General features: G+C 62.2%; 19 protein-coding genes. 4 read left to right on the forward strand and 15 right to left on the reverse strand.

Going from position 1 to position 19805, the window contains the following annotated elements; all coding sequences use genetic code 11:
• Nucleotides 1-32: 32 nt before the first annotated feature.
• Nucleotides 33-1811, forward strand: coding sequence for an adenylate/guanylate cyclase domain-containing protein (locus N1937_RS31250; RefSeq protein ID WP_311202861.1), 1779 nt, complete (start codon nt 33-35; stop codon nt 1809-1811).
• Between the two features lie 89 nt (nt 1812-1900).
• On the opposite strand, the gene N1937_RS31255 is transcribed toward N1937_RS31250, so the two are convergent.
• Both N1937_RS31255 and N1937_RS31260 read right to left on the reverse strand, forming a co-directional pair.
• Nucleotides 1901-3178, reverse strand: a complete 1278-nt coding sequence (locus tag N1937_RS31255; protein WP_260060328.1) for an L-fuconate dehydratase — start codon at nt 3176-3178, stop codon at nt 1901-1903.
• Between the two features lie 70 nt (nt 3179-3248).
• Nucleotides 3249-3983: an SDR family oxidoreductase gene (locus tag N1937_RS31260; protein ID WP_170261517.1), complete on the reverse strand. Its 735-nt coding sequence runs from the start codon at nt 3981-3983 to the stop codon at nt 3249-3251.
• A gap of 440 nt (nt 3984-4423) precedes the next feature.
• On the opposite strand from N1937_RS31260, the gene N1937_RS31265 reads away from it, so the two are divergent.
• From N1937_RS31265 to N1937_RS31275, 3 genes are all read left to right on the forward strand, one after another.
• A complete protein-coding gene (locus tag N1937_RS31265; RefSeq protein WP_170261516.1) occupies nt 4424-5209 on the forward strand; it encodes an IclR family transcriptional regulator in 786 nt (261 codons plus the stop codon).
• Nucleotides 5210-5287: 78 nt separating this feature from the next.
• On the forward strand, nt 5288-6124 hold the full coding sequence (locus tag N1937_RS31270; protein WP_260060329.1) for an amidohydrolase family protein: 837 nt from the start codon (nt 5288-5290) through the stop codon (nt 6122-6124).
• Between the two features lie 203 nt (nt 6125-6327).
• A complete protein-coding gene (locus N1937_RS31275; RefSeq protein WP_018071616.1) occupies nt 6328-6732 on the forward strand; it encodes a helix-turn-helix domain-containing protein in 405 nt (134 codons plus the stop codon).
• 62 nt (nt 6733-6794) lie between these two features.
• Here the strand turns inward: N1937_RS31275 and N1937_RS31280 are convergent, their stop codons facing one another.
• The 13 genes from N1937_RS31280 to N1937_RS31340 all read right to left on the reverse strand — a co-directional run bounded on the left by N1937_RS31280 (nt 6795) and on the right by N1937_RS31340 (nt 19736).
• The gene (locus tag N1937_RS31280) at nt 6795-7061 is read right to left on the reverse strand and encodes a hypothetical protein (RefSeq protein ID WP_017968524.1); all 267 of its coding nucleotides are present in this window, start codon (nt 7059-7061) and stop codon (nt 6795-6797) included.
• A gap of 66 nt (nt 7062-7127) precedes the next feature.
• Entirely contained in the window at nt 7128-7871 is a 744-nt protein-coding gene (locus N1937_RS31285) for a TfuA-like protein (protein ID WP_260060330.1), read from the reverse strand.
• On the reverse strand, nt 7868-9130 hold the full coding sequence (locus tag N1937_RS31290; RefSeq protein ID WP_260060331.1) for a YcaO-like family protein: 1263 nt from the start codon (nt 9128-9130) through the stop codon (nt 7868-7870). Before N1937_RS31290 ends, N1937_RS31285 begins: the two co-directional genes overlap by 4 nt.
• Before the next feature lie 13 nt (nt 9131-9143).
• Nucleotides 9144-9287, reverse strand: coding sequence for a hypothetical protein (locus tag N1937_RS31295; protein WP_003553391.1), 144 nt, complete (start codon nt 9285-9287; stop codon nt 9144-9146).
• A 106-nt stretch (nt 9288-9393) separates the two neighbouring features.
• Nucleotides 9394-11385 (reverse strand): BTAD domain-containing putative transcriptional regulator, encoded by a 1992-nt coding sequence (locus N1937_RS31300; RefSeq protein ID WP_260060332.1) that lies wholly within the window; start codon nt 11383-11385, stop codon nt 9394-9396.
• A 189-nt stretch (nt 11386-11574) separates the two neighbouring features.
• A complete protein-coding gene (nadC, locus tag N1937_RS31305) occupies nt 11575-12474 on the reverse strand; it encodes a carboxylating nicotinate-nucleotide diphosphorylase (RefSeq protein WP_260060333.1) in 900 nt (299 codons plus the stop codon).
• A 1-nt stretch (nt 12475) separates the two neighbouring features.
• A complete protein-coding gene (locus N1937_RS31310) occupies nt 12476-14035 on the reverse strand; it encodes an L-aspartate oxidase (protein ID WP_260060334.1) in 1560 nt (519 codons plus the stop codon).
• Nucleotides 14032-15003, reverse strand: a complete 972-nt coding sequence (gene nadA / locus N1937_RS31315; RefSeq protein WP_170279434.1) for a quinolinate synthase NadA — start codon at nt 15001-15003, stop codon at nt 14032-14034. Before nadA ends, N1937_RS31310 begins: the two co-directional genes overlap by 4 nt.
• Before the next feature lie 69 nt (nt 15004-15072).
• Nucleotides 15073-15969 carry an NUDIX hydrolase gene (locus N1937_RS31320; protein ID WP_130774781.1) on the reverse strand — a complete coding sequence of 299 codons (897 nt, stop codon included), beginning with the start codon at nt 15967-15969 and terminating at the stop codon, nt 15073-15075.
• A 262-nt stretch (nt 15970-16231) separates the two neighbouring features.
• Entirely contained in the window at nt 16232-17047 is an 816-nt protein-coding gene (locus N1937_RS31325) for a 3-methyl-2-oxobutanoate hydroxymethyltransferase (RefSeq protein ID WP_260060335.1), read from the reverse strand.
• Between the two features lie 26 nt (nt 17048-17073).
• Nucleotides 17074-18300, reverse strand: a complete 1227-nt coding sequence (locus N1937_RS31330; RefSeq protein ID WP_260060336.1) for an NAD(P)/FAD-dependent oxidoreductase — start codon at nt 18298-18300, stop codon at nt 17074-17076.
• A gap of 11 nt (nt 18301-18311) precedes the next feature.
• Nucleotides 18312-18626 carry a MocE family 2Fe-2S type ferredoxin gene (locus tag N1937_RS31335; protein ID WP_260060337.1) on the reverse strand — a complete coding sequence of 105 codons (315 nt, stop codon included), beginning with the start codon at nt 18624-18626 and terminating at the stop codon, nt 18312-18314.
• A 21-nt stretch (nt 18627-18647) separates the two neighbouring features.
• The gene (locus N1937_RS31340) at nt 18648-19736 is read right to left on the reverse strand and encodes a fatty acid desaturase family protein (RefSeq protein ID WP_260060338.1); all 1089 of its coding nucleotides are present in this window, start codon (nt 19734-19736) and stop codon (nt 18648-18650) included.
• Between the last annotated feature and the right edge of the window lie 69 nt (nt 19737-19805).

A 19805-nucleotide genomic window follows, 5' to 3' on the forward strand; every position in this document is an offset into this window, starting at 1 on the left:
CCGAATACATGGGCGAGGACCGGAGGGGACCGTTGCAGAGAAGGCTCGCAGCTATTCTAATCGCGGACGTCGTCGGCTATTCTCGCTTGGTCGAGGCGGACGAGAACGGAACGCTTGCGGCTCTCGGCAGCTTGATGACATCGTCGTTACGTCCGGTTATCGCTGCTCATGCTGGACGTGTCGTCAAACTGATGGGCGATGGTCTGGTCGCGGAGTTCACCTCGGTGGTCGAGGCTGTTTCTTGTGCGATCGCAATGCAGAAGTCCGTGGCGAGCCAACAGCACCTCGTCGATCCGAAGAGCAAGATCGTCTTTCGCGTAGGAATCAATCTCGGCGACGTTGTGGTAGACGGTGACGACATCTTAGGGGACGGAGTTAATGTGGCGGCGCGATTGGAGCAGCTGTGTCCGCCGGGTGACGTTCTGATCTCAGGCGCAGCGTATGAACATCTTGCGGGGAAAATCGACGCCACGATCGAATACGCGGGAGAGCAGCGCCTCAAGAACATCACGCGCCCGATCAAGGCGTACCATCTTCCGCTGAGCGGGTCGAAGTTTGCCGTTTCCAACCTCTCAAGATCGACCGGACCAACTATCGCAGTCCTTCCATTTGAAAACATGGGCGGTGACCCTGAGCAGACGTATTTCAGCGATGGAATCACCGAAGACATCATCATCGAGCTGGCCAGGTTCACCGAACTCATGGTGATCGCAAGAACCTCGTCGTTCGCTTTGGGCGGCCGCACGGGTGACCTGCGCGAGATCGGACACATTCTCGGCGCGGATTACGTGGTCGAGGGAAGCATCAGACGAGCGGGCCATCGGATCCGGCTTGCGGTTCAGCTTGTCGAGACAAAAGGCGGCACTCATCGCTGGGCAGAGCGTTACGACGCGTCCATAGAGAATATCTTCTCCACCCAGGAAGAGATAGCGCGCAGCATCGTCGCCATGGTCGCCCAACGCGTCATAGACGACAACGAGCTCACCTCTAGAAGACGCCGTCCGGAAGACATGCGAGCCTACGATCTGTTCCTACAGGGCAACCGCCTCTCCGACGACTTCCGGCCGGGAGCACAGGAGCGCGCCGAGGCACTGTTTGAAAGCGCTGCCAAGGCGGATCCAACCTTCGCCCGCGCCTATACAGGTCTCGCCTATATCTACCTTAACCGCGCCTCGGAAGGAGGCCTTGGTATCCCAAGGGAACGCGATGATAACCGGATCAAGGCGCTTCGCTCGGCCGAAACGGCATTCGCCTTGGACCCAAGCGATCCTCGGGTACAGTGCACTCTGGGTTACATTTGTTTGACCTGGCGAGACTTCAAAAGGGCGGAGCATCATCTCGACCTCGCAAAATCGATGAATCCCAATGATGCCACTATTCTGATCCTCTGGGCTGGGATGCAAGGAGCGTTGGGGCGGCCGGTCAAAGGCTTGGCCGGCGCCGAGGTCGCCTACCGGCTGAACCCGCTCCATCCCAGTTGGTACAACTATTACAAATCCCGTCTTCTGTTCCTTGCGGAAAGATACGGTGAGGCCGCCACTCTTCTGGAACAGCGGACTTTTGACACGCCCGAAAGAGAGCCGCGAGACATGGCATGGCGCGCAGCGTCCTACGGTCACCTCGGTCGGATCGATGACGCTGAGAAATGCGGAAAAATATTCCTTGATGCAATTAGGACAAGGTGGTGCGGAGCGTCGACGGCAGGTCCCGCCGACTATGTTAACTGGCTTGTTGATGTCTCATATCTCAATAACGAGCATGATGTGCTGCGGCTCCGCGAGGGTTTGAGGCTCGCTGGTCTGCCGGGATGAATAGGCTGGCGGTATCGGCGGCAGTTCACGTCCGATCAATGGCTGCGCCTCGCTCGGGACGATCTTCGAGGGCGCTGAATGTCGATGCCCTAGCCGCGAAACGTATAGGTGCTGATCGAGGCCGGTTTCATCTCGATGGAGAAGCCCGGCAGGGTGGGCGGCATGTAGGCGGCGTTCTCGATCAGGCAGGGGTCGAGGAAGTGTTCGTGCAGATGATCGACATATTCGATGACGCGGCCTTCCTTGGTCCCCGACACCGCGACGTAATCGATCATCGACAGATGCTGCACATATTCACAGAGGCCGACACCGCCGGCATGCGGCCAGACCGGCAGGCCGAACTTGGCGGCGATCAGCAGTACGGAGAGGACCTCGTTCAGCCCGCCCATGCGGCAGGAATCGATCTGCACGATGTCGATTGCGCCCTCGGCGATGAACTGCTTGAACATGATGCGGTTCTGGCACATCTCGCCGGTCGCGACCTTCACCGGGGCGATCGCCTGGCGGATCTTGCGGTGGCCGGCGACATCATCGGGGCTTGTGGGTTCCTCGATGAAGAAGGGCTTGGCGAAGGAGAGCGCCTTCACCCAGTCGATCGCCTGGCCGACGTCCCATACCTGGTTGGCGTCGATCATCAGGTAACGATCGGGACCGATCACCTCGCGGGCGATCCTCAGACGGCGGATATCGTCTTCGAGATCGCGGCCGACCTTCATCTTGATATGGTTGAAACCGGCGTCGATCGCTTCCTGGCAAAGGCGGCGCAGCTTTTCGTCGCCATAGCCGAGCCAGCCGGCCGAGGTCGTGTAGCAGGCGTAGCCCTCCTTTTCCAGGATGGCGATGCGTTCCGCCTTGCCCGCCTCGGCGCGCTTCAGGATCTCGACCGCCTCGTCGCGCGTCAGCACGTCGGTGAGATAGCGGTAATCGACGATATCGGCGATCTCTTCCGGCGACATCTCGGCGACGAGCCGCCAGACGGGCTTGCCGGCCTGCTTGGCGAGCAGATCCCAGACGGCATTGACGACCGCGCCGGTCGCCAGGTGAATGGCGCCCTTTTCCGGGCCGATCCAGCGCAACTGGCTATCGCTGGTCAGATGCCGCCAGAAGGTGCCGGGATGGGCGAGAACCTCGGCAAGGTCTGCGCCGACGATGAGGTGGCGCATAGCCTCGATCGCCATGCAGCAAATGTCGTTGCCGCGGCCGATGGTGAAGGTCAGGCCGTGGCCGGTAAGATCCGGCGCATCCGTATCGAGAATGACGTAAGCCGCCGAATAATCCGGATCGGGATTCATCGCATCGGATCCGTCCAGGCTTTGCGAGGTGGGAAAGCGGAGATCGAAGACACGAAGGTCGGTGATGCGGATCATGGTTGTTCCTCCCGATGATATGGACCGATTATATAGAGCCGATTGCAGTGGGCGGCCGCATCAGCTGAAATCAGATCGTCCAGCCGCCGTCGATGGCGATCGCCTGGCCCGACGTGTAGGTCGCGCCGGCGAGATAGACGGCGAGATCGGCGATCTCCTCCGGCGAGCCGAGCCGGCCCATCGGCTGGCGGGCGATGAAGGCGGCGCGGGCCGCATCGTAATCGCCCTGCGCCCGCATGCGGTCCTGCAGCGACGGGCTTTCCACCGTGCCGGGGCAGATGGCGTTGCAGCGGATGCCTTGGCCGACATAATCTGCGGCGACGGCTTTGGTGAGCCCGATCACCGCCGCCTTGGTGACGCCGTAGGCGAAGCGGTTCGGCACGCCCTTGATGCTGGAGGCGACGGAAGCCATGTTGATGATCGCTCCGTCCTTGCGTTCGATCATGCCCGGCAGCACGGCCCGGATGGTGCGGATCATCGCCTTGACGTTGAGGTCGAAGGCGAATTCGAGATCGGAATCCTTCATCTCGAGGATCGAGCCGGCATGAACGAAGCCGGCGCAGTTGAACAGTACGTCGACGGCTCCGATCTCGGCGACGAGGGCCTTGACCGCATCCTCTTCGAGCACGTTCAGCTTGTGGGTGGAAACCCCGGTTTCGGCGGCAAGCGTCGCCAACGCCTCGGTGTTGATATCGGTCGCGTGAACCTTGGCGCCGATCGCGGCAAAGGCTGCCGCCGTCGCCCGGCCGATGCCCTGACCGGAGGCAGTGATGAGAACGGTCTTGCCGGAAAGTCTATTTGTCATGTCACGGGCCTTTTCTGGAATTGTCTACGCTGGACGATGGAGTGCGGCTGATGTCTTGGCGAAGCTCGGTCGTGATGGAGCGCGCCGGTCTGCTTCCGCAGGTGCACGGCTCTCTGCGTTAAATGGAGGAGTTGGCGCTGTTGCACAGGCAGATCAGCGGGAGATTCAGCCGATTGGCTGCTTTTTCGGCGATCTCCGCCGGCGGCAGGGCCGATGACCATTCCCATGCGCTGCATGGTCTTCCTCCCTGTCCCCGGCTTGCTTATGATCCTGCCGCTCGGGCGCCTTCGATACCTCAGCCGCTCGTTTTCGATCGACTTTTCAGTGATGAGTTGTCTGTTTATAGACAAACAGACGATTGGCCAAGGGTCAAGTGCGAAGTTTTCCTTTTCCGGCTGCGGTTCTGCGTATATGCAGAATGATATTCACAGGAGGAAGGAATGGAGACCGACGAGTCCGACCGCTACCGCGCTCCTGCCCTCGACAAGGGCCTCGATATCCTGGAATTGCTCGCCAGCGTCGACAGCGGCCTCACCCAGGCCGAAATCGCCAAACGGCTCGACCGCAGCCCCAACGAATTCTATCGCATGCTCGATCGCTTGGTGCGTCGCGGTTACGTCACCCGGCTGGACGGCGACCGCTACTCGCTGACGCTGAAGCTCTTCGGCCTTGCCCAACTGCACGCGCCGGTGCGCCGCCTCGCCTCCTACGCCACGCCGTTGATGCGCGATCTCGCCCAGCGCACGCGCCAGGCCAACCATCTTGCCGTCTTCGATCGCGGTGCTGCCGTCGTCATCGCCCAGCAGGAGGCGCCGGACTATTGGGGATTCTCGATCCGCGTCGGTGCCCATATCAGCCTCTTCGACACCGGTTCGGGACATGTGCTGCTTGCCTTCCGCAGCGAGGAAGAGCGGGAGATGATGATTTCGGAACATGTGCGCAGCCGCGCGGAGATCGAACTCGGGCCTGAATTCTACGACCGTCTCGACCAGATCCGCGAGCGCGGTTACGAGATGATGGCGAGCGCCCAGACATCAGGCGTCTACAATCTTTCCGCTCCCGTTCTTGGACCGGACCGCCGCTGCATCGCCGCTCTTACCTGCCCCTTTATCGCGCTCGTCAATGCGCCGTCCGCTCCCGACATTACGCAGGCGATCACACTGGTGCAGAAGACCGCAGCCCAGCTTTCGCTGCTTGCCGGCGTCAATGTCGTCAACCCCGCCTGAGGCCTGGGAATTTCTATTTGAACAATCCATTCACCGGGGATAGGTTGCCGCAAAACCCACTCTGGGGAGGAGAAGAGCGTGTTCATCGACACTCATCTGCACATCATCGACCGGTCGGCCCTGCCCTATCCCTGGCTCTCCGGCGCGCCTGATCTCGATCATGATTTTCTTTACGAAAGCTATGCGACTGAAGCCCGGCGCTGCGGCATCACCACGGCGCTGCACATGGAGGTCGACGTCGATCCCGCCGCCATGCAGGCCGAGACCGACCACGTCGTCACTATCTCTAAGAAGGAAGGCAGTCTGATTGCCGGCGCCATTGTCTCCTGCCGGCCGGAAGAGGAAGGCTTTGCCGCCTATCTTGAGCGGCAAAAGGCCGATCCCTTCGTCAAGGGGTTCCGCCGCGTGCTGCATGTCGTGCCTGATGATGTCTCCGAAGGCGCCCTGTTCCGTGAAAATATCAGGCGCATCAGCGGCAGCGGCCTGACCTTCGACCTTTGCACGTTGCCGCATCAGGCGGGCCGTGTGACCGCCCTCGTCGATCTTGCGCCCGACGTGCAGTTCGTGCTCGACCATTGCGGCGTACCGGATATCCGCTCGGACGCCTTCCAGCCATGGAAGGCGGGCATATCAGAGATTGCCCAGCGGCCGAACGTCGTCTGCAAGGTCTCCGGCGTCGTCGCCTATGCCGATGCGAAGACATGGGCGGCGCAAACGCTGCGGCCCTATATCGAACATGTGATCGCCAGTTTCGGCTGGGACCGCGTCGTCTGGGGCAGCGACTGGCCGGTCTGCACGCGCGGTGGCGGCCTCTCTACCTGGGTCGCAGCGACCCATGCGATGCTTTCCGGCGTGAGCGAGGCTGAGCGTTCCAAGTTGCTTTTTGCCAACGCACAACGCCTCTGGTCGCTCTGACGTTACAAAATGAAGCAACGGATCTCGTCGACGTGCCATTTCGGCATGTTTTTTGTACCATTCACGGACAAAAAAGGTGCGATATTCTGCCTTAACGCTATCTGCATGCAAGCAATTGCTAGCCTTATTTATCTCGGCTAAAAGTTGTTGACACGGATATGGCGAATACCCCCTTGTCCGCTGCCTTCAGAAGGGAAAATGAGATGAAAGAAGCACCGCATTCCGTCGATGTTCACGTCGGAAAGACGATCCGTATCCAGCGTCTGTTGAGGAAAGTTTCTCAGACGGAACTGGGCGATCGCGTCGGCGTAACGTTCCAGCAGATCCAGAAATACGAAAAGGGTTCCAACCGCGTTTCCGCCAGCATGCTGGTCGAAATCGCCGGCGCGCTGAAGGTCGACGTCAGGACATTTTTCGACGACATGTCGACCCCTGATACGGCCAACGACAACCCCGCTCCGAGCGAGGAATTCGTTATTTCGCGCGAAGGCGTGCTTCTCAATGCGGCGTTCTTTTCGATCAAGAACGAAGCGCTTCGCAAGAAGATCCTGAAGCTCGTCCAGGCGATTGCCCACACTGAACAGTTGGACTCTGAAGCGGCTGAATAGGGTCCTTCACGCGATCCCAACGGACCGCATGAGGCATGAGGATCAATAACAATCGATCGCGCTCAATGGCGATCGATCAGGATTAGATTCTCGCTGGCATCCTTCATTGCGATCTTGGCTTTGCTGCCGAGCAGTTTCTCGAGATTGACGTCAAGCTCCCTGTCGGGATCTATGCCGTCCCAATCGATGACGACTTGCAGCAGCGCCATGTTCGTCAGGTGCATCAGATTGCGCAACCGCAGCTTTTCAGCCTCCTCCTTGGCTGCCGACAGCAGCCGGAAGATCCTTGCGTATTCGCTGCCGGTACCCTCGTTGTGTTGATCAAACATCGTTCCCGCCTCTTTGGTCGTAGAACCCTACGATTCCATCAGTGCTGCATCTTTCCGCCGCGACCGTTATTCAAGCGTTACAGGAACCGCATTGCGCGTGACTTCGGCGTGCAAGAGCTCCCAATGTGAGGTCGCGGCAAAGCGCCAGTCGCGGTCGACGGGGAGGAATTTATCCCGGCGCAGCCAGTCCAATACCAGTCGCGCGTCGTTGAGCTTGCGCTCGACGCGGCTGCCGCGGATAGCGGCGAGGATATGATCGCGGCGCGGTTTGCGGAAATGGCACTCGTCGGCCACCTTCGCATAGGTGCGCTCGGAGAAATGCAGAAACCGGCCGGCCAGCAGCAGCTTCTTGCGCTCGCCGGGCGTAATCTCTCCGCTGGCGTAAAGCGCATCGATCGTCGGCTCGAAATCGACCCAGGGAACGGAAAGCGGCAGCCAGCCGAGCTCCTGCGGTGCATGCACCAGTGCGACGGCCTCATCGTCGAGCAGCCGTCCGGACTCGTAATCTTCGAAGATCGAGCCGAGCCCGATCATACCGAAGGGGGCACATTCGGCTGCCCTGAGCGCTCCCATGCTGGCCCCGCCGGCAACGGCGACATCATGTTCGAGTGCGTACAATATTTCCTTGTGCCAGACCGAAGGCAGATCGCCGAAATAGCCGTCGACGAGGCCGATCGCGGTGGCGCCGTCCCGAACGGCCTTCAGGATGTCGCCGGCGGCGGCCGGCGGCCGGAAATCGATGGAAGGAGACATGGCTCTTGCCGCGGCAAGATCGCTGCCAAGACTCGGGCCGACGAATAGCACCTTCATGATTCGGCTCCTCTTATGGTGTTGACCGCGCGCATGCCGAGTTGGATGTATTGGCCCGAGATGTCGACTTCCAGTCCCGGCACGATCACTCTGACGACCGAGATCGGCAGGGCTCGATGCGGAAACGGCACGACGACGATCTGCTCGATGCCGGTCGCCGTCAGCCGGTCGGCAATATGGCCGATGGATTCCTGGATCGTCGCCGGGCGGCGATGGCGGGCCTGGAACGAGCGCATCCGGCCGTCGCCCTCGCAGAGTTCGACCACCTGCTGCATCGCCGCACTCCGGTCTAGACGCTGATAGATGCGCGGCGAGAAATCGTCGCGGCTGCCGGCAATCGCGGTCAGCCGGCTCTGCGCCGCTTCGGTGATGGCGCGCAGCGCGGCGCGCACGGGGTCGGGATGGCAGCCGCAGCCACCGCAGACATGCGACCAGCGCGCGTCGACACGGTCGGAAAGATTGCCTGGCATGATGACGGCCAGAAAGGCGGGAACGCCGATATCCGTCGTCATGTCGAGCAGCAGCAGTTTCATGCCGGCGCGCGTGATTCGGTCGGTCATGACGTCGATGACCGCATCGCCGAAGGAGGCGGGGTCGATGCGGCTCTCCTTCAGCCGCTCAGGCGATTTCAGCTGGGTCAAGGCCCAGGCGTCGCGCTCCACCAGCTCACAAAGCCCATGCAGGACCGCTTCGGACGGCGTGTTGCCGGAGGCGAGCCCATCGCTCGACTGCTCGAAGCCCGCCGGCCTCTCGCCGCGATGGTCGAGTCCGACGAGCCACCAGGGCACGAAGACGCTGCTGCCGGAAAGGATGTCGAGCCCCGTGCACCAGGGAATAGGACTGCTGCCGATCTCATCGGGCGCGCAGCGTGCGACATTTTCGAGATCGATCATCGCCGCATGCTCCGCCCGCATGCTGTCGATCGTCGCCTGCGTCAGGTCGGCGGGGGCAATTTCGGCGATCCGCGTCTCGACCGCTTCCATCGCCGCCGAGGTCATGGCGGCATCATTGTCGATGCCCTTGCCCTGAAACACCGAGAGCGTATGGCTGTTCGGCCTCGTCGCGAAGGCGACGGGGATGTTCAGGACGTCGAGTGCTGTCAGCAGACCGACGCGCGTGATGCCGAATTCGCGCAGATGCGGCCTGATGGCCGCGAGGGTCTGAGCCGGCGTGACGGCGCGGTCATGATAATCGCTGACACCGGCCGATGATCGTTTAAGGTCACCGGCAAGCGTTTCAAGGTCGGTGAAAGCGGACATACCGATCTGTTCCTTAGCGGAACCTCAGCGCATGCGTCAGGCTCTCGAGCGCATTGGCGGAAACGTTGAGTTCGTCCTGCTTCAGGGCTGCCCTGGCGGCAGCAGAAAAACGCAGCGACTGTGTCTGAGCTGCGGTGGTTTCAGCATTCGTCTTCATGTTCCATCTCCGATTGGTTGGGCAGCGCCTTGCTGCCGTTAACCATCGGAAAGAAACATTGCCTCCGTCATTTAAGCGTTACAGGCTTCGTTAAAAGGCCGTGCAATCAGGGAAGACCAGCAAGTTGCAGGCCCTGTATCAGCGGTTCCGTATAGGCGGGATCGCGATCGGGGACGAAATGACGGATGTCCTCGCTGCGGAAATCGGGGAAGTTTTCCAGCACTACCCTGGCGTAATTCCTGGCTTTGCCCGTATCGCCTGCCATGGCATGCGAGGCGGCGAGCAGACGGGCTGTTGCCTGCTTCGCCTTCACCGGCTCCAGCGCCTCGATCGCCATTTCATATTCTTCGCGCATGAAGTGGATGCCGCCGAGGTTCCAGTAATAATAGTCCGGCGGCAGCGGATTGAGTTTAAAGGCCGCGCGGCTGAGCTCCAGTGCTCGATCGAAATCGCCATCATGGGAAAGCGCGTCGGCGAAATCGGCGAGGATGTCGGCATCGTTGGGATTGAGATCCTGAGCCTGCTGGAAATATTCCAGGCTTTCGTCGAAGCGGCGGCGATAAAGCGCCACGAAGCCGAGCTCGCGGTAGGCCCGGCCGCTGTTCGGGTCGGACTGCTGGGCCTGCCGGGCAGCACCGTTCGCCTCGTCGAGCAGTTCCTTGTCCCGCATGCCGCGGATCAGCCATTCCATGCCGAGCGCGCGCGACATGCCGGCATGGGCGGCGGAGAAATGTTCGTAGCGATTGAGCGAGGATTTGAACCATTTGCGCGCCTGGCGCAGATGCTGCAGATCGGTCTGGGCAATCAGCCGTTTGCCTTCCAGGTAGAGACGGTAGGCGGACGGCGGCGCCTCGCCGATCGGCATCGCCAGTTCGTGGCGTTCGATCGTGTCGGCGAGCGAGGAGACGATCCGCCGCGTCAGATGCGCGAAGGATTCGCTGATCTTCTGCATGACCAGCGGCAGTTCGATGGCCCAGATTACCTCCGATGTCGTCGTCCGCGTCAGCCGACAGGTCGCAAAGACATCCTCGTCGCGGCCCTGGATGGTGACGTAGACCGCATAGTCGAAGCTGAGGTCGAGCGGACCGGGCACGGCACGCGACGGATCGATCGAACGGCTGAGGATCTCCAGGCTGGTATGCGCCGCGATCACCTTGAAGCCGCGCTGCTGGCTAAGGCCGATGGTGACGTCTTCGAGAAGGGCCCTGCCGACGCGCTCCATCAGCGGATCGGTGAAGATACTTTCCGGCGGCAGAATGATGATGCGCGGCTGGCCGACCGGATTGACGGAAAGATTAAGCGCCGACTGTGGATGTCCCGACGTCGCCTGTGCCGCCGGCGCCAGGTTAAGTTCGCGGGCAAGAGCGGTGGTGCTTTCTTCCGGCTCGGTGTCGAAGTCGTCCTTCAACTGGCTCTTGCACTTCAGATAGGCCTGACGCGCCGCTGCCGGATCGTTCATCCTGACATAGGTGCGCATCAAGGCGCGATAGGCCGTCTCGCTGGCAGGATCGAGTTCCAGCAGGCGCCTGGCAAGCGTGATCTGCTCTTCGTCCGATCTGTCTTCGGCGATTTCGACCAACCGGGTCAGATGGGCGGAGCGCAGTTCGTCGATGCGCTGGCGCTCAAAGGTCAGCCAGTCCTCGGCGCCCTGCGTCGGCGATTTGACGCCTTCGAGCAATTCGCCGTTCAGCAGGCCGCCGTCTTCGAGTGCGAGCGGCCCTTTCTGTTTGAGGATGTGAACGTCGACCTCCCAGCCATCGGCAAGGCCGATATGGGTTCGGGTCGCGGCAAGCAGCTGTGGAAGGCCGGCGGGAACGCTCTGCTCGATTCGTGCCAGCAGTTGGCGCAGGCTGCCGGCGCGTTTTTCCGGCAGCTCCGATTGCCAGAGCTGCCGCCTGACGGTTTCGCGGTCGAGTTCGAAATTGGGTTCGGCGGCGAGCATGGCGAGGAGAAAATAAGACTTCTCCGGCAAGGGGAGTTCCTTCCCCGCCGCCAGCAATCGCGGTCTTCCGAGCAGGCACAGCCTGTTCGTCAGCATCTGCCGGATGTCCGTCGCATCTCGATTCTCACCCCTGAAAGCCAAGGCGCACAAGCACACCGGCCAGTCCAAACCATGTTAGAGCCATAAGAGGCCGGCGCATAGCGGTTTTGCTTTAAAAAGAAGAAGTTTCATCGAATATTTGCATATTCTCGCGCCACACGGGGAGGAGATGCTTTGCCAACACTTGCTTGGGGCGCGGTTTTCGTTCGGCGGAAGGCTATTTACGGCGTGAACAGGCCTGAGGGATCACAGAACCTGTGCAATCCGTTTCAGGCTATTCTCCGTTGCGACCGCGGCCTCGACGAAATCGAGCGCGATATCCAGCACCGGCGCACTGTGTGTCAGCCAGCCGACCGAAATGAGGTCGACACCGGAAGCCGCGATTGCGGCGGCCGTTATCGGCGTGACACGGCCGGATGCCTCGGTGATCGCTCGGCCGGCGACGATGGCGACGGCTTCGCGCAGCTGATCCGGTGTCATATTGTCGAGCAGCACGGCGTCGACGCCGGTCTCCATCGCGTCACGCAGCTGATCGAGGGTGTCCACCTCGACCTCGATCTTCACCATATGGCCGACGCCGGCCCTTGCCCGGCGGATCGCTTCAGCGACGCCGCCGGCGATGGCGACGTGATTATCCTTGATCAGCACGGCGTCATAAAGCGCGAAACGGTGGTTCATGCCGCCGCCGGCCCGCACGGCATATTTTTCCAGCGCCCTGAGGCCCGGCGTCGTCTTGCGCGTACAGGCGACGGAGGCTCTCGTGCCGCGGATGGCGGCGGCAATCTCAGCCGTCACGGTCGCAATGCCGGAGAGATGGCCGAGGAAATTCAGCGCGGTGCGCTCGCCGCTCAGCAGCCCACGCGAGGGACCTTCGATGGTGGCGATCACGTCGCCGGGCTTGACCGCATCGCCATCCTGAAGATGACGGCGCATGGCGATCTCCGGGTCGACAAGAGCGAAAGCGAGTTCGGCGGCATCGAGACCGGCGATCACGCCCGGCTGACGGGCCGCCATCACCACCGTCGAGCGATGATCCCTAGGGATCACCGAGGCCGAGGTGATGTCGCCGGCAAGACCGAGATCTTCGAGCAGGGCTGCCCGCACCAGCGGCTCGACGATCAGGCGCGAAAGGGGAACGAGGTTCATCTCAGGCACTCCTTGCAAGAGTAAAGAGCGGGGCAAGGGCATAGGGTGGCGTCGCGCGGGCGATCTCCAGAACGTCGGAAAGGTACATCCGGCGCCGGTTGGCATTGGCGAGCTTCAGCGGAAAATCGGTGCGGGCATGGGCGCCGCGCGATTCCATCCGCAGGCTGGAAAAGACGGCGATCAGCAGCGCGACGATGGCCGGATCGGCGGCAGGGCCGTTGCCTTCGGCAAGCGGCAGCAGTGCGGCGATCGCGCCCTGAATGGCGCCGGCATTGCGCAGCACGCCGAGATGGCGCGAGACGATCGGCCGGACGAGCGATGCATCGGCAGCCACTGGCAGTCTCTCGGCGAAGATGGTGCCGGTGGCGCCTGCGGGCATGCCTGAAATGTCGCGTGCAGCCCGCATGCCCATGACAGCCGCCTCCAGCAGCGAATTGCTGGCAAGCCGGTTTGCGCCGTGCAGGCCGGTCGAGGCCGCCTCTCCCGCAACCCAGAGGCCGGGAACCGAGCTGCGGCCATTTGCATCCGTGGCCACGCCGCCCATGTGATAGTGAACGGCCGGGCGCACCGGAATGACGTCTTTCGCCGGATCGATGCCGGCCTCGCCGCAAAGGCTCGAGATGACAGGAAAGCGTGCGGCAAAGCGGCTGCCGAGAGCCGCGCGGGCGTCTAGGAAGACCCTGCCGCCGCGGGCGATTTCGGCGCTGATCGCCCGCGCCACCACGTCGCGCGGCGCAAGCTCGGCACCGGATATGCGGGCCATGAACCGTTCGCCGCGCTCGTTGACGAGCAAGGCCCCCTCCCCGCGCACCGCTTCGCTGATCAGCGCCAGCGGCCGGCGGCGTGAATCGAGCGCGGTCGGATGGAACTGGACGAATTCCATATCGGCGAGCGCGGCACCGGCCCTTGCCGCGAGCGCGATCCCCTGGCCGAAATTGCCCATCGGATTGGTGGTCGCATCGTAAAGCCCGCCAATGCCGCCGGTGGCAAGCACAACCTTCGATGTCGGCAGCATGACGGCGCCATTCGCGGTCGCGCAGAGCAGGCCGGCGACCTTTTCGCCGTCCATCAGAATCCGCCGCGCCTCGAAACCTTCGAGCACTGTTATAGCTGGCGTTTTCATCACCGCCTCGATCAGCGCGGCGATGATCGCAGCACCCGAACCGTCGCCTTCGGCATGGACGATACGGCGGCGATTATGGGCCGCCTCCAGCCCGAGCGAAAATTCACCGGCGGCATTCCGGTCGAAACGCACGCCAGCTTGCTCCAGCGCGGCGATCGCCGCCGGGGCCTCGGTGATGATACCGGCGGCGATCGTGGGATCGCAGAGCCCGTCGCCGGCAGCAAGCGTATCGGCAAGATGCAGCGCTGCGCTGTCGTCGGCGCCCATGCTGGCGGCGATGCCGCCCTGCGCCCAGGCGCTCGATGTCTCCGCGCCAAGGGCCGCGCGGGTGACGATGACCGAGGGTTCAGGCGCCAGGGTCAGCGCGGTCATCAACCCCGCAAGCCCGCTGCCGACGATCACCGTGCGTCCTGATAGCTGCTCGAGAATCTCGGTCATATCGCCAGCATCCTCTCGACGGCGCGGCGCGCGGCCACCGCAATTGCCGGATCGACGGTGACCTCGTGGCGGTTTTCCTCGAGGGCCGCGCGGATATTGGCGAGCGTGATCCGCTTCATATGCGGGCAGAGATTGCAGGGGCGAATGAACTCGACATCGGGATGGTGCACGGCGACATTGTCGCTCATCGAGCATTCGGTGAGCAGCACGACGCGCGCCGGCTTCTGCCTACCGACATAGTCCGACATGACGGCGGTAGACCCGGCGAAATCAGCTTCGGCCACCACCTCGGGCGGGCATTCGGGATGGGCGAGCACGGTTACGCCTGGATGGTTTTCGCGCAGCTGGCGCACGTCCTCGGCGGTGAAGAGTTCATGCACTTCGCAATGGCCATGCCAGGCGATGATCTCGACGTCAGTCTCGCGGGCGACGTTGCGGGCGAGATATTCATCCGGGATCATCAACACCTTCGGCACACCGAGCGATTCTACTACCTGCTTGGCATTGCCCGAGGTGCAGCAGATGTCGGAGGCAGCCTTCACTGCGGCCGAGGTATTGACATAGGTGACGATGGGCACGCCTGGATGGGCCTGGCGCAGCAGCGCGATATCCTCGGGCGTGATCGAATCCGCCAGCGAACAGCCGGCGCCGAGATCCGGGATCAACACGGTTTTCCCGGGGTTCAGCAGCTTGGCGGTCTCGGCCATGAAATGCACGCCGGCAAGCACGATGATATCGGCATCAACCTCGACCGCCTTGCGGGCAAGTGCCAGGCTGTCGCCGACAATATCGGCCACGCCGTGGAAGATCTCCGGTGTCTGATAGTTGTGCGCGAGAATGACGGCGTTGCGGCGGCGCTTGAGCTCGAGGATCGCGTCGACGTCATTTTCGAACGTCATCCATTCGGCTTTGGGAATGACACGGCTGACGCGCTCGTAGAGCGAGGATGCGGAAACAGGATAATTCATGACCGGCTCCTAATTATGCTCTCTTTGAGCATATCATAGGCAAACAGATATTCTCACGATGAGTATATGTCAATTGCGGGAGAGCGGTAATTTCGTTCCGGCCAGCGCCCGTTCTTCGAGAACGGTGTGGCGAAAGCGGAAAAGCTTGGCCGGCCTGCCGCCGGTTTCGCTTTCGGTGCCGCCGGTTTCCTCGACCAGTTCCTGCTGTTCGATGAGGCGGCGGAAGTTCTGCTTGTGCAGCGTCAGCCCCGCGAGCGCCTCGATGGTACGCTGCAGCCTCAGCAGCGTAAAACTCTCCGGCATCAGCTCGAAGACGACAGGGCGGTATTTGATCTTGGCGCGCAGCCGGGCGATGCCGGTCGCGAGAATACGGCGGTGATCGGCAAACATCGCCCGGCCGAGATTGGCCTCCGCCCCGCATCCGGCTTCCGAGACGAGCCCCGCCTCGTAAAGCAGTTCGTAACGCTGCAGGGCCAGATCCTCGTTCCAGCCGCCGCCGTCGAGGCCGAAGGTGAAATCCGCGCGGCGGTGGCGATGGTCGCGCCTTGCCGGATCGGCATCGGCCCAGCTCCCCAGACGCGCCATGATCTCGTCAAGTACGGCCGGCCGTCCCTGCCGATGGTCTTCCCAGGGGAAATATTCGTACCAGCCGTGCCATCCCGGCCGGCCGGCACCTGACTGCTCGTTGACGAGGCCGAGATAGCTGATCGAGATCGTCCGCCCGCCTGGGATGTCGTTGTTCCGGTCGCGATCGGCGAAGGTATAGAGCTGTTCGAGATAACCGACGGGATGTTCCGTCTGCTCCTGCACCCATTCGCGCAGACCCGATTGCAGGGTGCGATGCCCCATCTCGAAAGGGCCAGATGGCAGCGCGTTGCCGGAGCGGATGGTCATGACGCGCGGTTCGTCCCCCGTCACCGCGACGAGCACCGCAATCAATTCCGCATGCGCAAAGCCGATCGTCACAGGGGACCGAATACTCCGTTCCGAATGAATCGAACGGATAATTCCTGACACAGGCAGGCACAGAAGCCAATGGTGGCTTCCCCCTTCTCCCCAGCGGGGAGAAGGTGCCGGCAGGCGGATACAAGGGGGCTCTACACGGCATGGCGTTGATTGCCCTTCGCTGACGCTCAGTGCCTCGCTCCTATCGTCGCTCGCCCCTCATCTGCCCTGGCGGGCATCTTCTCCCCGCTGGGGAGAAGGGGAAGCGTCGAGCAAGCCGCCCTCAACTATTGCCCGTCTCGCTTTTCAGCCGCTGCAGGAAGATTTCCAGTTCCGCGTCGTCGATACCGACGAGATGGCGCTTTTCCGGATAGGCGCCGGTCCTGACATCCTCGGCAAATTCGGTGAAGGCGGCGATGCGCTCGCGCTGCAGCCGATCGTGTTCGGCGGCAAAGTCGCGATAGATCTTGGCGTGGCGCGGAGTGTGGTCGCGATTGGCGCCGAGCACGTCGTTGGCGAAGAGATATTGGGCGTCGCAGCCGCTGCCCGCCCCCATGGAGATCATCAGCATCGAGGTGTTGCTGCTGATGGCGGCAGCGATATCCCCCGGGACGACTTCGATTTCGGCGGCGAAGGCGCCGGCCTCTTCCAGGGCCTTGGTCTGCCGCCAGATTTCGGCCGCACTCGCCGCCGTCTTGCCGACGGCACGGAAGCCGCCGGTCCAGGTCGCTTTTGAAGGGATCAATCCGAGATGGCCGCAGACCGGGATTCCTTCATCGCGCATGCGCCGGATCGTCTGCAGGCTTGCGGCACAATAGACCGCATCACCTCCTGCCTTCAGCGCCGCGAAGGCCGCACGCAGATAGTCCTCGGCCGAGACATGATCACCATATTCGAGCCCCGGAATGGCAAAGAGAGTGGGGGCGATTTCGCGAAAGACTGGCCCGAGCAGCGAGGGCGGTACCGAGACGATGTCGATCCCCGCTTTTTCGGCGGCGTCCGCCTCCTCCAGCGAGGTGACGCGCAGCATGGTGAGCTGGCGCTTGCCTTTTTCCGCAAGCAGATCGGCGACGGTTGCGCGTCTATGTTTCTTCATCATCAATTCCTTTGAAAATATCGGAGAGCTCAGGCGGCCAGCAGGGATTTCAGCTTGATGTCGCTGGCTGCGAGTGCTGCCGGGTTTGGATGGGCACCCGCTGCGATCAGCATTTCGGCGAGCCTGATGTCGCGTGCCACGGCATTGCCCGGTCCGATGCCGCTTGCGGCAATCAAGCGTCCGTCGGCGTCGAGATGGAAAAGAATGAAGGCGCCTGCGCCGAGATCGCGGCGCTGATGCATGGCTGCCCCTTCGGCAAGGCCTGATATCTGCAGCGTCATGTCGTATTGATCCGACCAGAACCACGGCACTGATGAAACGGCTTCGTTACGGCCGAGCATGTTGGCCGCGGCCAATGTGCCCTGCTCCTGGGCATTGCGCCAGGATTCCAGCCGCACCCGCCGGCCGCCATAGATCGGCAGTGGAAAGGAGCAGCAGTCGCCGGCCGCAAAGACATCAACTGCGGAGGTCTGGAGATAAGTGTCGACGGCAATGCCATTGTCGATTGCGAGGCCCGCTCTTTCGGCGATCTCGATATTCGGCCGTGCGCCGATGCCGACGAGCACGAGATCGGCCTCGATCACCTCGCCGGTCGACAATCGGATCAGGGCTTTGCCGTTTTCCTCAGTCAGCGCCTCGATGGAGACGCCGCAGCGGATATCCACGCCCTCGGCACGATGGCGTTCGGTGAGCAGATGAGCGATCTCCTCCGGCACGCCACGCTTCAGCACGCGTTCCAGCCCCTCGATGACGGTGATCTCGGCGCCAAGCAGCCGCGCCGTCGCCGCAAGCTCCAGTCCGATGAAGCCGCCACCGATGATGGCGATATGCCGGCCCGGCTTCATTGCATCGCGCAGCGCCTCCGCATCATGATGCGTCCTCAGCGAGCGAATATGCCGGCTGCCATGCGGCGCACCGGGGAGCGAACGCGCGGCCGCACCCGTGGCAAGCAGGAGCTTGTCGTAGGAGCGCGCCGTCCCGTCCGAAAGCGTGACGATCCTGGATGCGGGATCGAAATCCCGGGCCTCCAGCCCAGTGAGCAGCCGGATGCCGTTTTCGGCGTATTTTTCCGCCGCGGCGATGAATTTCGGATCGCTAGCATCGGTGGGACCGGCCTTCGAAAGCGGCGGCCGTTCATAGGGCGGAAGCGGCTCGGCGCCAACAAGCGTTATCTCGCCGGCAAAGCCCTTTTCCCGCAAGGCGAAGGCGGCGCGCGCACCGCATTCGCCGGCGCCCAGGATGACGAAATGAACCACGCCAACCTCCCTCAGAGCGAGATGAAGACGGCACCGTCTTCGATCTTGACCGGATAGATCTTGAGATTGACGCAGACCGGTGCACCCTTGGCTTCGCCCGTCTTGTAGTTGAAGCGGCCGTTATGCTTTGGACATTCGATGATCTCATCCATGACAAGTCCGTCGGCGAGATGGATATGTTCATGCGTGCAGAGCCCGTCGGTGGCGAAGAATTCGTCGTCCGGGCTGCGATAGACCGCGAAGGTGCGCCCGTCGTGATCGAAGCGGATGACATCCTCTTCGTCGATCTCGCCCTTGTCGCAGACCTGGATCCAGTTTCCGCTCATCTTGTCCTCCCTTGATTGTCTTTATTGCGCGGCCGGGGCCAGCTCGTTGTGGAATTCCTCGCGATAGGGCCGCGCGGTGGCCGGCAGGTCGCGCTTCAGGAAATAATCCTCGTTGCGCAGCTGGCGCAGGAAGGCCGGGACCATCTCGCGATAGCCGGACCAGATCGACGGGTTCGGCGCCGGCAGGTCGTGTTTGATCATCGCGTGCAGCTTGGGCAGCGCGTGGTAGGGCACCATCGGAAACATGTGATGTTCGACGTGGTAGTTCATGTTCCAGTAGATGAAGCGGCTGATCGGGTTCATGTAGACCGTACGGCTGTTCAACCGATGATCGATGACATTGTCGGCAAGGCCGCCATGCTGCAGCAGTCCGGTTAGCACATGGTGCCAGGCGCCATAGAGGCGCGGCAGGCCGATGAGCACCAGCGGCAGGATCGAGCCCATGGCGATTGCGGTTGCGATCGTCACCAGATAGATCGCCAACCAGATGCGGGCAATGCGGATCGCCTTCGGCTGCTCCATCTCGGGAATGAAGGTCTTTTCCGCCGCGCTGACGCCGCCGAAGGCATTGCGCAGCATATCGACGATCGCGTGCCAGGCATCGAGGATGCCGAAGAAATTAAGCACCACCCGGAAGAGATCCGGCGGCCGCATCACGGCGATCTCGGGATCACGGCCAACGATCACCGTATCGGTATGATGGCGCGCATGGCTCCAGCGCCATGTCACCGGGTTGCGCATGATCATGAAGCAGGCGATCTGATAGACGACATCGTTCATCCAGCGCGTCTTGAAGGCGGTGCCGTGACCGCATTCGTGCCAGCGGCTGTCGGTGGCCGAGCCGTAGAGCACGCCATAGGCGAGGAAGAAGGGCACGGCCACCCACGAGCCCCAGAAATAGATGCCGAGCCCGGCAAAGATTGCCATGGCGCCGAGCCAGATGATCGTGTCGCGGATCGCCGGCGCATCGGAGCGCTGCATCAGCGCCTTCATCTCCTTGCGCGGAATGTCGGTGTGATACCATTCGGCTGCCGCCAGCCCCGTCTCGATGGCGGTGCGGCCGCTTTCGCCGAGAAGGTCGTAGTCACGTTTCTTCGTCTGGGTCGCCATGATCCGCCTCCCGTTATGCCCTTGCCTGGGAGAATAGGTTGACTTTGGAAAGCGCTCAATGCAGGCTTG

It is taken from the genome of Rhizobium sp. WSM4643 (genome assembly GCF_025152745.1).
In the GTDB taxonomy this organism is placed as follows: Bacteria; Pseudomonadota; Alphaproteobacteria; order Rhizobiales; family Rhizobiaceae; genus Rhizobium; species Rhizobium leguminosarum_I.